10 protein-coding genes and 1 pseudogene are annotated in these 13,575 nt (G+C 66.4%); 3 read left to right on the top strand and 8 right to left on the bottom strand.

Annotated elements, in window-relative coordinates; all coding sequences use genetic code 11:
- Nucleotides 1-3: 3 nt before the first annotated feature.
- Nucleotides 4-1,470 carry a PLP-dependent aminotransferase family protein gene (locus HWX09_RS06805; RefSeq protein ID WP_027782563.1) on the bottom strand — a complete coding sequence of 489 codons (1,467 nt, stop codon included), beginning with the start codon at nt 1,468-1,470 and terminating at the stop codon, nt 4-6.
- A 235-nt stretch (nt 1,471-1,705) separates the two neighbouring features.
- Between HWX09_RS06805 and HWX09_RS06795 the strand changes: the two genes are divergently transcribed.
- Nucleotides 1,706-2,356, top strand: coding sequence for a pyridoxamine 5'-phosphate oxidase family protein (locus HWX09_RS06795; protein WP_027782564.1), 651 nt, complete (start codon nt 1,706-1,708; stop codon nt 2,354-2,356).
- A 143-nt stretch (nt 2,357-2,499) separates the two neighbouring features.
- Here HWX09_RS06795 and HWX09_RS06790 read toward each other — a convergent pair whose 3' ends face one another.
- The gene (locus HWX09_RS06790) at nt 2,500-4,332 is read right to left on the bottom strand and encodes a S53 family peptidase (RefSeq protein ID WP_027782565.1); all 1,833 of its coding nucleotides are present in this window, start codon (nt 4,330-4,332) and stop codon (nt 2,500-2,502) included.
- An 808-nt stretch (nt 4,333-5,140) separates the two neighbouring features.
- Between HWX09_RS06790 and HWX09_RS33535 the strand changes: the two are divergent.
- Nucleotides 5,141-5,273 (top strand): annotated as a pseudogene (locus HWX09_RS33535) (APH(3') family aminoglycoside O-phosphotransferase); the annotation flags it as partial.
- Between the two features lie 141 nt (nt 5,274-5,414).
- On the opposite strand, the gene HWX09_RS06780 reads toward HWX09_RS33535, so the two are convergent.
- The 6 genes from HWX09_RS06780 to HWX09_RS06755 all read right to left on the bottom strand — a co-directional run bounded on the left by HWX09_RS06780 (nt 5,415) and on the right by HWX09_RS06755 (nt 12,624).
- Complete coding sequence (locus HWX09_RS06780) at nt 5,415-5,885, bottom strand: VirK family protein (protein WP_027782566.1); 471 nt, start codon at nt 5,883-5,885, stop codon at nt 5,415-5,417.
- 81 nt (nt 5,886-5,966) lie between these two features.
- Nucleotides 5,967-6,578 (bottom strand): ankyrin repeat domain-containing protein, encoded by a 612-nt coding sequence (locus tag HWX09_RS06775; protein ID WP_027782567.1) that lies wholly within the window; start codon nt 6,576-6,578, stop codon nt 5,967-5,969.
- 80 nt (nt 6,579-6,658) lie between these two features.
- Nucleotides 6,659-8,194 (bottom strand): catalase, encoded by a 1,536-nt coding sequence (locus tag HWX09_RS06770; RefSeq protein WP_027782568.1) that lies wholly within the window; start codon nt 8,192-8,194, stop codon nt 6,659-6,661.
- 225 nt (nt 8,195-8,419) lie between these two features.
- Nucleotides 8,420-9,907, bottom strand: a complete 1,488-nt coding sequence (locus tag HWX09_RS06765) for an efflux transporter outer membrane subunit (protein WP_027782569.1) — start codon at nt 9,905-9,907, stop codon at nt 8,420-8,422.
- A 13-nt stretch (nt 9,908-9,920) separates the two neighbouring features.
- Complete coding sequence (locus tag HWX09_RS06760) at nt 9,921-11,507, bottom strand: MDR family MFS transporter (RefSeq protein WP_027782570.1); 1,587 nt, start codon at nt 11,505-11,507, stop codon at nt 9,921-9,923.
- Nucleotides 11,500-12,624, bottom strand: coding sequence for an HlyD family secretion protein (locus HWX09_RS06755; protein ID WP_027782571.1), 1,125 nt, complete (start codon nt 12,622-12,624; stop codon nt 11,500-11,502). The genes HWX09_RS06760 and HWX09_RS06755 overlap by 8 nt, the downstream gene beginning before the upstream one ends.
- Before the next feature lie 91 nt (nt 12,625-12,715).
- Between HWX09_RS06755 and HWX09_RS06750 the strand changes: the two genes are divergently transcribed.
- Nucleotides 12,716-13,549 carry a CerR family C-terminal domain-containing protein gene (locus tag HWX09_RS06750; RefSeq protein WP_027782572.1) on the top strand — a complete coding sequence of 278 codons (834 nt, stop codon included), beginning with the start codon at nt 12,716-12,718 and terminating at the stop codon, nt 13,547-13,549.
- Nucleotides 13,550-13,575: the final 26 nt, after the last annotated feature.

Below are 13,575 nucleotides of genomic sequence, written 5' to 3'. Positions count from 1 at the left end.
CATTCAGCGCCGCGCGCGGCGGTGCTGGTCGATGACGTTCGCGAACTGTACCGCGGCTGTCTCGATCGTCGCGTCGCTCAGCCCGGAATAGCCGAGCACGAAGCCGTTGTACCGGAGGCCGTCGCCGACGCAGTAGCTGCTCAACGGTTGCAGCAACAATCCCTGGGCGGTTGCCGTGCGCGCGACGTCGGTATCGTGCAGCGGCGCCGCGAGATCCGCGGAAAGATGCATGCCGCCCGGGCTTTCACGCACGGTCAGCGACGTGCCGAGATGGCGGGCGAGCGCTGCTTCGAGGCTGCTGCGCCGGTCGGCGTAGAGCGCCCGCATCTTCCGCAGATGCCGCGCGAACAGGCCGGTATCGATGAACTCGGCCATCGCCAACTGGTCGTCCGAGTGACCGCGATGGACGAGTTCGCGCAGCGTTCTCGTGAAGCGTTCGACGAGCACCGGCGGCACCACCATGAAACCGAGCCGAAGGGCGGGAAACATCGTCTTGCTGAACGTGCCGAGATAGCACACCGGGGCATCGGCATGCAGGCCCTGGATCGCGGGCAGCGGCTGGCCGCCGTGACGGAATTCGCTGTCGTAATCGTCCTCGATGATCCACGCGCCGCATGCGCGGGCGCGCTCGACGAGCGCCGCGCGCCGCCGGGGGCTCATCAGCGCGCCGAGCGGGTACTGGTGCGACGGCGTCGTATAGATCAGCCGGGGCGGGCGGGTGCGCCACTGCTCGTCGGTCGGCGCCATGCCGTCGCGATCGACCTCGATCGGCACGGGAATCAGGCCGGTCGACCGGAACGCGGTCCGCGCGCCGTTGTAGCAAGGGTTCTCGAGCCAGCCGTATTCGCCGGGATTCGCGAGCATGCGCGCGCAGAGTTCTAGGCTGCTCTGCGTGCCGTCGGTGATGAATACCTGGTTCGCGTCGCAGCGCACGCCGCGCGAGACGCGGATGTACGCAGCCACCGCGCGCCGCAGTTCGGGCAGCCCTTCGACCGGCCCGTACGCCAGCCGGACGGGCGTGATGGTCTTCCACGCACGCTCGATGCAACGGCGCCATTGGGCGACCGGGAATTCGTCGAGGGAGGGGAGGCCGGGAACGAACGGCAGCATGCGTTCGGGCTCGGGATCGGCATTCTCCAGCCCCTGCACGCGCGCTGACAGCCGAACCGGTGCCGGGCCGTCCTCGTGGCCGGCGCTCGGCCGGCCGCATCCGTCCCACAACGTGATCGTGCCGTTGCGCGTGGCCGCCACGAAGCCTTCCTCGGCCAGGCGCTCGTACGCATAGACCGCGGAATTGCGCGCGATGCCCAGTTCGGCCGCAAGCACGCGCGTCGACGCGAGCCGCGTGCCGGGCGGAAGGTGCCCGTCAAGCAGCATGTCGCGCAGGCTCCGGTAGAGGGCTTCTTGCCGGCTATGCGTCGTCGCGCCGTCCTGTCTGGAAAGCGAGGAGATGAGCAGCGCGAGATCCATGGGCTGGTTCCAGAAATTTTCCTTGTGCTGGTTCTTTCGAAGATGCCGCGCGCATCGTATCGTTCACGTTCTCGCGGGGCAGGCCGGTGTACGCGCATTTTTAGCAATCGGCGCGGATTGGGGTACGCGCGTATTTTGCTCGATTCGGCAAGCGACTGTCGATGGGCCGGGCAGCCATGCGTTCACGCACGGATACGGCACGATGCCGATACAATTAACTTCGCAGTACGAATATATGAACGATCGGACCACTCTCTCTTCCACGCCCCGTACGACCATTCGCCGGCTGCCTGAGCTGGCGAGCCACGATCGCACGATGCTCTACCGCATCGTGGACGACGCGTACGTCTGTCACATCGCGTTCGGCGACGGGCAGGACACGCACTGCATCCCGACCGCGCACTGGAGAAGGGGCGACGACCTCTATATCCACGGGTCCAACGGCAGCCGGATGATCAAGGCGCTGGCGGGCGGCGCGCAGGCTTGCGTCGCGATGACGCTGCTGGACGGCCTCGTGCTGGCGAGGTCCGCCTTCAATCATTCGATGAATTATCGATCCGCGGTGATCTACGGGCAGTTCGACGTGATCGAGGGCAGCGCGGCAAAACTCGCCGCACTGGATGCGTTGATGGACAAGATCGCACCGGGTCGCAAGCATGAAACGCGGCCGGGCAATTCGAAGGAAATCAATGCGACCAGCGTGCTGCGGATATCGATGGCGGAAGCGGCCGTGAAAATCAGCGATTCGCTGCCGTCCGACAAGGAAGAGGATCTGGGGCTCGCTGTCTGGGCCGGGATCTTGCCGTTGAAGACGGCACGCGGCGCGCCGGTTCATGCCGACGGTAACGTGCCGGTGCCGGATTATGTCCGGAACTGGGCCGATTGAGCGGCGCGGCAAGGCCCGCGTCGGAAGAGGCGAGACGACGCCGCAAGCAGGGAACCCGCGACGGCTTCGCAGCCTTCGCGGGTCGTCGGACGCGGTTGCGTACGATACGTCGCGCTCCCGCATCCGGTTCGGTCAATGGCCCATCAGCGCGCGAAATCCGACGTGCTCTGGATGAACGCGTTCAGCTTCGAGATGTTCACGCTGCCGAAGCCCGTCGTCGCATCCCAGCCGGCCTTCGCCTTGTAGCCGTAAGTGCCGCTGCCGTTGTTGCCGGACGTGACGTCGTGCAGCAGCGCCGCGTTGGTCGGGAAATACTTGTAGATACTCGACGCGGGGAACCCGAGCGCATTGTTGTTGGCCGACTGCAGCCGCGCCCAGATGCCCGTGAAGATCGGCGCGGCGAGGCTCGTGCCGCCTTCGTTGTTCAGGTAGCCCGACCCCCACAGCGTGTCGGACGTCTGGCCGTTCACGACGAGAATCGCGCCCGTGCGCAGGTCGGCGTCGAAGCCGACGTCGGGTAGCGCGCGCTTGGTCGAGCCGGTGAGGGTCGACGACTGCCACGTCGGCGCGGCCTCGTACTTGCTGTACCCGCCGCCCGTCGACCATACGGTGCCCGGCTGCCAGCTCGGATCGTTCCAGACGATTTCGCTGTTGTACGCATTGGTCGACGTATTGGTGAACAGCGTCGTGCCGCCCACCGCGATCACGTACGGCGACGTGGCCGGCTCGCTCACCGTGTAGGTCGAGCGCGACGGCGTGCCGCTCGCGCATTCGTACGCACCGTGGTCGCCGGCGGAAACCGAGAAGGTTTGCCCTTGTGCGACCGCCTGCTTGAAGATGGTGTCGTCGGTGGCCTGCGAACCGGTGCTGTACGCGGACGATTCACATACGCCGAGGGACACGTTGATCACTTTCGCGACGTTGTCGGTCACGGCCTTGTTGTACGCGGCCGTGATCGCGGTGAGCGTCATCGACGGCGCGGCGTAGAACACGACCTGCTTCACGCTGCCGCCGGCCGTACCGACGATCGACTGGCTGTCGAGGTTCCATTCGACGGTGCCGTCGGTGTCGGTGTACGAGCTGCCGGCCGGGCCCGTCTTCACGATGCTGCTGCTGATCGTGCCGAGGCCGTTGTTCGCGGCGAACGTATCGAGGTCGCTCACCGTCTGCGACAGGTCGCCTTCGGAGATGATGCCGACCGTGGTCTGCGAGGCCGTCGGCGTGCCGTCGCCGCCGTAGATCGACGAGAACTCGGTCGGGTTGTGCGGCACCGCCGACGCGCCGGCCGGGATCGTCAGGTTGCTGGTGTTGCCTTGCGGCTTGCTGCCCGCGCCCGTATGCATGAGTTCGACGTTCTGCAGGCCGAGCACCGCGCCGACGATGTTGCCGATCGCGTTCGGCACTTGTGCGGCGTCGGTGTTCGCATACACGCTGCGGCCGTTGCGCGTGAAGCGCTTGAGGGTCGTGCGGAACGCGGACTGGACGGTTCCCGCGGTGCCGGACGCGGAGACCAGCAGCCGGTTCGGCGCGACCACGATATTCACGAAGCCTGCCTTGTGCAGATGGGCGACGACGGACGCGACCTGCTGGTCGGTCGGCGCATATTGCGCGGCGAATTGTGCCGGCGTCAGGAACTGCCGGTAGTGCGGCGAGCCGGGCGTATGCAGGTCGCGCAGGTACTGGTCGAGCTGTGCTTCGTTGCGCAGGTTCAGCCCGAGCACGATGTCCACCGATTCGCCGGGCGCCATGTCGATCGCCGCGGCGGCTGCGGCAGTCGTGCTCGCGGCGGGCGCGCCGGCCGTGCCGGCTTCGTTCTGCTGCACGAGCGGCAGGAACCCCTTGGTGCGCGTTTCCGTCCACCCGGCCGCAGGCGCGGCATGGGCGGTCGCCATGCCGAACGACGCGGCTGCTGCGGCGGCGAATGCGAGTTTGACGATGCGAATGTGCTTTTGTTTCTTGTCTGCAACCTGATTCATTTGAATTACCCCTCCGGTTGAACAACGAACGGCACGAACAACAACGGTCGACAGCGGTGCGGGTCATGCACCGCAGTTTTCTGTCGCATGCGCGCGGATGGCGCGGACGCGACAGGGCCTTTCGCCCGATCCGGAAAGCGGTTTTTGTCCGGGGGCGAAATACGAAAAGCGGTAACGGAAAGGCTGCGCCGCGGGGCGGGGCAGTCGCGCCGGATTCGGCGCGGGCGGGATTGCTAGAGCAACAGCTTCGTTATCCTGCTCATTTGATTCGATCCTTCGACCCGCTGCCGGATGGCAGCCGTCCAGTGAAATGCATCGGGATCCTGCACGCGCCGGCGGGCGAACGAATCATTCGGCGGCGCGTACTTCGGTGCAGCGGAAACGAAAAAACGTGGAGCGGAATCGATTGCGTGGCGGGCGATCCGTCGGATTGCTTGCATCGGACGGTATCAAGAATGAAAGCGCGATGTCAAACTTTTTTTGATTATATGAAACAAAATTAAATCGAATAAGCCGCAATGATTTTGAAAAGATCGGCGGTATTTTGTAATGTTCGAAACCGGTCACGCAGGTAATGCCGAACGAGACTCGCTGATCCTTTCCGATGCGTGTTTAAACGGGCAATCGTCATCGAGGAAATGCTCGAATCGCGCGCGCCTGTCGTTCGGCGACCTGAAGGTCGTCGACGAACCGGAACAGTTCGTCGACATGCTGAAGCAGCGCATCGCGCGAGGAAGCGTCCGCATCGATGGCGAGTGTCCTGATGGCGTCGAGCCGGATTTCGAGTTCAGCGAGCTGTGTCGCGCCATTGGCCGATCGCTGCCAGGATCCGGCCCTGGCGTCGCGCGATATCGAAGCGGACCTGGGCGGCGAATGGGTCGAGCCTTTTCTTCAGGCGGTACGGGTTCGACCATCCCGATGCGGAGCGGATCGCGTTCTAACGGCTGCCCTACGCGTTTTTGAGTTTGAACGCGTGTTCGGATGACGTCCGGGACGATTTGCCTGTTCCGTACGTCACCCTGTTTTCGTAGTACTCCTGCTGTTTCAGTGCGAAATTCCGCCTCCGCTACGAAGGCCCTGCGTCAGTCGCGATCTCGCCCCGCGTACGTGAAACGAAGGCCGTCGCCGAGCGTGCACTGGAAAACCTGCGCGGGCGCGATGGGCTGGTATGTGGTGGGCGAAAGCGAGCGTACCGTCACCGTTGCACTTTCATCCTGCATCACGTGGTACTGGATCAGCTCGAGTACGGTCGCGCCGCTTGGCTGGACGGTGAGGTGCTGGTTGGCGAACGCGAGCGTATTGCCGGCGACTTCCATGAAGTCGCGTATCGCGAAGCCACCCGACACGGTGGGCGCCGCTGCCTGGGTGGCCGCCTGCTGCGCGTGCTGGCACTGGTTCGGCGAAAAGATCGCGGTGACCGTCACGCCGGCAAAGAGCCGCGCGCGCAACTGACGATACGAATTGGCGCCGTCCGGTTGGGGGCTCGCGGCGGCTGCCGCGAGACTGGTTGCCGCGCCGGCGGCAACAAGAACGATGGCGAAGCGATTCAGCATTTTCCTGTCTCCGTGCGATGAAACCAACGGCACGATAGCACGGGGTGTCCGCATTGTTCAGACGGTTGATGCGTAGTCGCGCTACGGCTTGGCGCCGGCATGTCGCAGGGCGTCCGCGGCATACGTGTTGTCGTGCGTCAGTGCGAGCTGAAGCAGCGACTGGCCGCGCCGGTCGACATGGTTCGGATTTGCGCCATGCGCGACGAGCAGCGGAATCAGCTCGAAGCGGTTGAACAGCGTCGCGAACCCCAGCGCGGTTTCGCCGGCGCCGTTCGTCTGGTCGATCGGGCAGCGCGTGTCGAGCAGGCGTCGCGCGATGGCGGGCTCGTTTCGGAAGAGGGCGCCCATCAGCGCGGTGTTGCCGTGACGATCGCCGACGCACGCGTCGGCGCCGGCCGACAACAGGTAATCGAGCGCCGCGGGCTGGCCGTCGTACGACGCGAGGATCACGGCCGTGTAGCCGTGGCTGTCGACGGCGTCGACCGGGTAGCCTGCGTCGTGCAACGCGCGCAGGATATCGACGCGGCCGACGCGCGCGGCGTCGAACCAGTCGCCGTCATAGCGGCGCAGCGCGGCAGGATCGGCCTTGCCGTATGCCGGCTGGTCGGGCAGGTGCGCACAGCCGGCGAGCGCGGCCAGCGCGAGCGCCGCCGCGGCCGCGCGGATCGCATGGGTGAAGCGTTCTGATCGCATGGGGAGGAAGTCCTGATGAAGGGGGGCGGCCGACGTGCGCGGCGCGCTCGCACACGTCGGCGGCGACCGGCGCCGCGGGATCAGTCGTCGCTCAGCTTCGCCGCGAGCGACTGCACTTGCTGGACGTTCGCGTGAACGGCCTGCGCGAGACGCGTACCGTAATCGGCGTCGGCCTTGTAGAAGTACGACAGCATCGCGTACTGGTTGCGCGCGTTCTTCACCTGGCCGAGATCGCCGGACAGTGCGGTGACGAGATCGTCCTTGTCCTGCTGCGACAGGCTACGGTAGTACTCGCCCGCCTGACGGAACGGCAGTTTCTTGCGGATCGCTTCCTGTTGCGTCGTGCCGCCGAGCGCCATGCGGACCGACTTGTACTGCGGATCCTGCGCGAGTTCGTTCAGCGTCGACGGTTCGTAATTCACCTCGCCCTTGCGGTCGCCGGCATTCATCTTGCCGTCCTGGTTGTTGTTGACGACCGGCACGGCCGGGCGGTTGATCGGCAGATCCATGTAGTTCGCGCCGAGCCGGTACATCTGCGTGTCGGCGTACGCGAACAGGCGATCCTGCAGCATCCGGTCTTCGGACGGTTCGATGCCCGGCACGAGCCGCGACGGTGCGAAGGCCGATTCCTCGGTCGACTGGAAGTAGTTGTCGGGCACGCGGTTGAGCGTCATCGTGCCGATCTTGCGTTCAGGCACGCCGGTCCAGACCTTCGTATCGTCGAGCGCGTCGAAGTCGAAGCGGCTCAGGTCCTTCGGTGTGAGCACCTGCACGTACAGGTCCCACTTCGGGAAATCGCCCTGTTTCAGCGCGCCGTACAGGTCGTTCGTCATCATGTTCCAGTCGCGGCCGATCGATGCGGCGATCTCTTGCGGGCGCAGGCCGTGTACGCCTTGCTGGCTTTTCCAGTGGAACTTCACGTAGTGCACGTCGCCCTGCGCATTGACGAACTTGAACGCATGCACCGCGAAGCCGTCCATGCGGCGATACGAATCGGGCATGCCCGCGTTCGTATACAGCATCGTCAGCATGTGGGTCGCTTCAGGCGTGTGCGCGAAGAAGTCGAACGCGAGGTTCGGATCCTGCACGCCGGTCACCGCGCTCGGTTTGTTCGCGTGCACGAAGTCGGGGAACTTGATGCCGTCGCGAATGAAGAACACCGGCCAGTTGATGCCGACCATGTCCCAGTTGCCCTGCTGCGTATAGAACTTCACCGCGAAGCCGCGCGGGTCGCGCGCCTGCTCGGGCGAGCCGCGATAGCCCATCACGGTGGAGAAGCGCACGAACACCGGCGTGCGGGTGCCCGGCGTGAAGACTTTCGCTTTCGTCAGGTCGGAGATGTCGGCGCTCGGCACGAACTCGCCGAATGCGCCGGTGCCCCGTGCGTGCACGACGCGTTCCGGAATGCGCTCGCGATCGAAGCGCTGCAGTTTCTCGATGAGCGCGGAGTCCTGCAGCAGCACCGGGCCGGCCGGGCCGGCCGTCTGCGAATTCTGGTTGTCGCCCACGGGCGCGCCGGTGTCGCGCGTGAGTTCGGCGGCGTACGGGGAAGCGGAGAGGGCCACGCAGATCGCGGCGACTGCGTGCCGCAGCACGCGATGGGAAGTTGAGGACATGACGATGGAACTCCTTGAATCCGATCGGTGGTGGGGAAGCCGACTGAATTAGAAGAGATCGTCAGACGATTGGCTAATTGATATTCGATATGTTTTCGATAGCCGTGGCATCGATGTGGCGCGCGCCCGTTCGTTGCGCAAGAAACGAAGCGGTATCGTTGCGCGCGCAATGAGTCGGCGCGGCGCGCATGATGCATCGGTCGTGCATGATTTGCTTCGGCGCCGTCAACCGGCGCTTGCCTGCCATCCGAGCCCGAGGCTCTTCTGCACGGACACGTAGTCCTTGATCAGTTCGGCTTGCCCGGCGATCACGTTCTGCTGCGCGGACAGCGCCTCGCGTTGCGTATCGAGCAGGTCGATCATCGACGCGACGCCCGCGCGATAGCGCTGGTCCATCAGCGCGCGCGAATGCACGGTGGACGTCTGCACCTTCGTCAATGCGACGACATGCTCGCGCTGATGCCCGTAACGCTGCAGCGCGGTATTGGCATCCTGCAATGCACCGAGCACGGCCTTCTGATAATTCGCTTCCGCTTCGTCGCGCGACGCTTCGGCCGCGCGTACCGCGCCGCGCGTGCGTCCGAAGTCGAGAATGTTCCATTGCAGGTACGGCGCACCGATCCACGTGAAATTCTGCTTGCGGAACAGGTGGCCGGGGTCGGTCGCGCTGAAGCCGAGATCGCCGAGCAACGTCACCTTCGGGAAATAGTCGGCGATATGCTCGCCGATCTGCGCATGGCTCGACGCGAGCCGGCGTTCGGCCGCGCGGATGTCGGGGCGCCGTTTCAGCAGCGTGGCCGGATCGCCGATCGCGACGCTGCCGGGCAGCGTCGGCAATATCGCGTCCGGGGCCGACAGCGCGGCGTCGAGCGCGCCCGGCGCGCGGCCCGTCAGGATCGCGAGCCGGTCGAGCGATTCGGTTACCTGGGCATCGAGTGGGATCAGCGACGCGCGCGTGTTCTCGACCTGCGTCGTCAGCCGCTCGATGTCCGCATCGGCCGCGACGCCGCGCGCGCGGCGCTGCTGCGTGAGTTCGAGCATCTGCTGCTGTAATTGCGCGGTGCGCCGCGACAACGCGAGTCGCTGCTGCTGGTCGCGCAGGTCGACGTACGCATTCGCGACTTCGGCCGCGATCGACACCTGCGTGTCGGCGAGATCGGCATCGACGGCTTCGGCCTGCGCGGAAGCGGCTTCGACCGCGCGCCGCGTGCCGCCGAACAGGTCGATTTCCCAGGTCGCGTCGAAGCCCGCCGAATAGAGTTGCAGCGGCCCCGAGCCGCCGAGCGACGGCGACGCGCCGCCCGGCTGGCCCGCGCCGTTCGACGGCAGCAGCGAACCGAGCGCGCCGACGTCCGGTTCGCGCATGCGGATGGCCGCGACGGTGGCAGACGATTTCGGCATCTGCGCCGCGCGCTGTTGCGAGAGTTGCGCGCGTGCCGCGCGCAAGCGTGCCTGCGCGGCGTGCAGATCCGGGTTGTACACGAGCGCGGCGACGATCAGCTCGTCGAGCTGGCGATCGTTCAGCGCATGCCACCATGCGCTCGGCGCGGGCGCGGCGGTGTCGACGCCGGTGGCCGGCGCCCGCACGAAGGTCGGTGCATCGGGCGCGGCGGGCGCGCCGCGGTAGTCGGGGCCGACCGTGCAGCCGACGAGCAGGCATGCGGTCGCGCACAGGGTGAGCGCGGGGCGGCGGGGCAGGGAGAAGGGTTTCATCGCGTATGACGGGTCAATGGCCGGACGACATCGGTTGCGGCCCGCGCGGCGTTCTCAGCAGCAGTGCGAGCGGCACGCAGGCGAGTAGCGCCAGGCCCAGCAGATAGAAGGTTTCGGAATAGGTCATCACGACGGCCTGGATCTGGATCTGCTGCGCCAGCTGGCCGAGCGCGCGCATGTTCGAATACGCGAGATCGCCGGTGTGCGCGAACCAGTTGGCCGCATAGGCCGACAGTCGATCCTGTCCGATCGACGCGTTCGCGGTGACCGATTCGCGCAGCGCGGCCGTATGGAAGGTCGTGCGCCGGTCGATCACGGTGCCGATGATCGCGAGCCCGATCGAGCCGCCGAGGTTGCGCGCCATGTTGTAGAGCCCGGCCGCATCGCCCGAGTCTTCGCGCGCGACGGCCGCCATCGACGCCTGGTTGAGCGGCATCATCGCGAGCATCTGCGCGAGGCCGCGGATCAGCTGCGACCACACGAAATCGTGGCCGACGCTCTGCGCGGTCAGGCTGATGTCGAGCATGCAGCTCAGGCAGAACAGCAGCAGTCCCGTGATCACGAGAATGCGGAAATCGACCTTGCCGAGCAGGCGCGGCAGGATCGGCATCACGAGAAAGGCCGGCAGCCCCGACAGCAGCATGATCGCGCCGGCCTGTTCCGCGTTGTAGCCGGCGACGATCGCGAGGAACTGCGGCAGCAGGTAGGACACGCCATACAGCCCGGCGCCGACCGCGGACACGATCACGATCACGCTCGCGTAGCGCGGGTTGCGCATCAGCGACAGCCGCATGATCGGCCGTTTCGCGAAGCGCTGCGACAGCGCGATCAGGATCATCCCGGCGAACGACACGATGCTCAGCGTGACGATCATCTGCGATTCGAACCAGCGTTCTCGCTGGCCTTCCTCGAGCACGACGGTCAGCGAGCTCAGGCCGATCGCGAGGCCGAGGATGCCGAGCCAGTCCGCGTTGAAGAACGCACTCCATTGCGGGCGGTCCGACGGCAGGCCGAACACCAGCAGCGCCATCAGCAGCAGGCAGACGGGCAGGTTCAGGAAGAAGCACCAGCTCCAGTTCACGTTTTCCGCGAGCCAGCCGCCGAGCACCGGGCCGAACAGCGGCCCGAGCAGCACGATCAGGCCGAACAGCGTCATCCCGACCGGCAACTGCGACAGCGGCAGGCGCGTGCGGATGATCGTCTGCGCGGTCGGGATCAGCGCGCCGCCGGTGAAGCCCTGGCCGATCCGGCCGGCGATCATCATCGGCAGCGAATGCGACCAGCCGCACATCATCGAGAAGGCGATGAACAGCGCGGAGTTCGTCAGCAGGAAATTGCGCAGCCCGAACACGCGCGTGAGCCATGCGGCGAGCGGGATCATCACGATTTCCGACATCAGGTAGCCGGTCGAGATCCACGTGCCTTCGGTGCCGGTCGCGCCGATTTCGCCCTGGATCTGCGGCAGCGCGGAATTCGTGATCGAGATGTCGAGCGTCGCCATCAGTGCGCCGAGCGCGCCGGCCGCGACCGCGATCCAGTCGGTCACGCTCGCGCGACCTTCGTGCGGCGGCGTGGGTATCGTGGTGGGCGTATCAGCCATGACGCTGCTCGTCGCGGGCCGAACGCGTATCGACGTCGACCGTCACCGACAGCCCCGGCAGCAGCATGCGTTGCGCGCGGGCATTCGCGGCGAGACGGATGCGCACGGGCACGCGCTGGACGATCTTCGTGAAGTTGCCGGTCGCGTTTTCGGGCGGCAGCAGCGCGAACTGCGCGCCGGTGCCGGGCGCGAAGCTGTCGACGACGCCGGACAGCGAGCCGTCCGGCAGCGCGTCGACATGCAGCTCGACGGGCTGGCCGATACGCATGTTGCCGATCTGCGTTTCCTTGAAGTTCGCGACGAGATAGATCGAGTCGACCGGCACGACGGTCAGCAGCCGCGTGCCGGGCTGCACGTATTGCCCGACGCGCACCGTGCGATCGCCGACGCGGCCCGCGAGCGTGCTGCGCACGATCGTGTTGTCGAGGTCGAGTTGCGCCTGTGCGGCGCTGGCCTGCGCGGCCTCGAGCTGCGCGCGTGCCTGCTGGAGCTGCGCGGTGAACGACGCGATCTGCGTGCGGGCGGCGGCGATCGACGCGGTGTTCGCGGCGAGTGTCGCGAGCGCCTGGTCGCGCGTGCTTTTCAGGTCGGCCACGCGTTCGTGCGTTTCGGCGCCGGTCGCCGCGAGCGGCGCATAGCGCGTGTACTCGTCGCTCGCGTGCTGCGCGTTGATCCTCGACACCTTCGCCTGTGCGTCGGCCTGTTCGAGGTTCGCGTGCTGCTGGCTGATGTCGGCTTCGGCGCGTGCGATATCGGCGCGGCGGGCGTCGACGGTTGCCAGCGCTTGCGCGAGCGCCACCTGGTACTGGCGGACGTCGAGCCGCACGAGCGGGTCGCCGGCCTTGACGGGCTGGTTGTCGCGCACGTAGACGTCGGTCACGTAGCCGGCGACCTTCGGCGCGGCAGTCATGCTGTCGGCCTGCAGGTACGCATCGTTGGTGCTTTCGATGAAGCGGCCGACCGTCCACCAGCGGCCGAGCCAGACCGCGCCGCCGACGGCCGCGAGCACGGCGACCACGAGCAGGATGCGCCGCTTCGTTCCGCCGTTGCCGTTGCGCGGCGTTGTTCCGTTTTCCTGACGATCTGCTTTCTGTGGCGGGTCTTGTGGCGTCGACATGCGGGATCCAATTTATTCCAAGTGGAAGAATTATTCCAGTTGATAAAATTGTGTCAAGTAGAATGTCGATCGATCGAATGACGAGGAAGGCATGAACGAAGCGAAGAAGCTGCGCCGCACGTCGGCGGGCGGCTACGCGCGCGGCGACGAAACGCGCCAGCGGATCATCGAGGCGGCGATCGAATTGTTCGGCGAACGCGGGTTCGCGGGCGCGTCGACGCGCGAGATCGCCGCGATGGCGGGCGTGAACGCGCCGGCGCTCCAGTACTACTTCGAGAACAAGGAAGGCGTGTACCGCGCGTGCGTCGAGACGATCGCCGAGAGCGGCTGGCAGGTGTTCGCGCCGGCGGTCGGCCATGCGCGGGCGATGCTCGACGGCCATGCGAGCGTCGACGAGCTCATCGATGCGTTCGTCGGGCTGCTGCGTGCGTTGTCGGACCGGATGTTCACCGCGCCGAAGACGATGAACCAGCGCATGTTCTTCGCGCGCGAGCAGGGCGGCCAGGAACCGGCGAGCGCGAGCGAAATCCTGATGAAGCGCATGCGCAAGCCGCTGAACGACGTGAGCGCCGAGCTGATCGGCCGCATCACGGGGCGGCCGGTCGACGATCCCGTCACGCGGTTGCGCGCGCTGAGCCTGTTCGGGCAGATCACGGTGTTCCACATCGCGCAGCGTTCGGCGCTGCAGTTGCTCGAATGGGAGGCGTTCGACGGCGAGCGCGCGGCCCTGGTGACCGAAACGATCGCCGATCAGACGCGCGTGCTGCTCGAGCAATGGCATGCGCAGCGCGATGCGAGTGCCGCCGATGCGGAATCCGCCCCGAAGCGCGGGCAGGGTGCGGCGGCGAAACGCGTGGCGAAGCCGGGGGCCGTGCCTCCCGCGGCGAAAAGCACGGCGCGCGTGAAGAAGCCTGCCGCGCGTTGAGCGCGGCGAATCGCTTGCCGCCGCCG

The organism is Burkholderia sp. BCC1208 (assembly GCF_902833095.1).
In the GTDB taxonomy this organism is placed as follows: Bacteria; Pseudomonadota; Gammaproteobacteria; order Burkholderiales; family Burkholderiaceae; genus Burkholderia.
This window is presented reverse-complemented; position numbering and strand designations above follow the sequence as displayed.

Bases quoted from the DNA above. Each gene is read 5' to 3' on its own strand.
- HWX09_RS06770 (WP_027782568.1), bottom strand. From the start codon at position 8,194: ATGTCCTCAACTTCCCATCGCGTGCTGCGGCACGCAGTCGCCGCGATC.
- HWX09_RS06755 (WP_027782571.1), bottom strand. From the start codon at position 12,624: ATGTCGACGCCACAAGACCCGCCACAGAAAGCAGATCGTCAGGAAAAC.
- HWX09_RS06760 (WP_027782570.1), bottom strand. From the start codon at position 11,507: ATGGCTGATACGCCCACCACGATACCCACGCCGCCGCACGAAGGTCGC.
- HWX09_RS06765 (WP_027782569.1), bottom strand. From the start codon at position 9,907: ATGAAACCCTTCTCCCTGCCCCGCCGCCCCGCGCTCACCCTGTGCGCG.
- HWX09_RS06750 (WP_027782572.1), top strand. From the start codon at position 12,716: ATGAACGAAGCGAAGAAGCTGCGCCGCACGTCGGCGGGCGGCTACGCG.
- HWX09_RS06805 (WP_027782563.1), bottom strand. From the start codon at position 1,470: ATGGATCTCGCGCTGCTCATCTCCTCGCTTTCCAGACAGGACGGCGCG.
- HWX09_RS06780 (WP_027782566.1), bottom strand. From the start codon at position 5,885: ATGCTGAATCGCTTCGCCATCGTTCTTGTTGCCGCCGGCGCGGCAACC.
- HWX09_RS06775 (WP_027782567.1), bottom strand. From the start codon at position 6,578: ATGCGATCAGAACGCTTCACCCATGCGATCCGCGCGGCCGCGGCGGCG.
- HWX09_RS06790 (WP_027782565.1), bottom strand. From the start codon at position 4,332: ATGAATCAGGTTGCAGACAAGAAACAAAAGCACATTCGCATCGTCAAA.
- HWX09_RS06795 (WP_027782564.1), top strand. From the start codon at position 1,706: ATGAACGATCGGACCACTCTCTCTTCCACGCCCCGTACGACCATTCGC.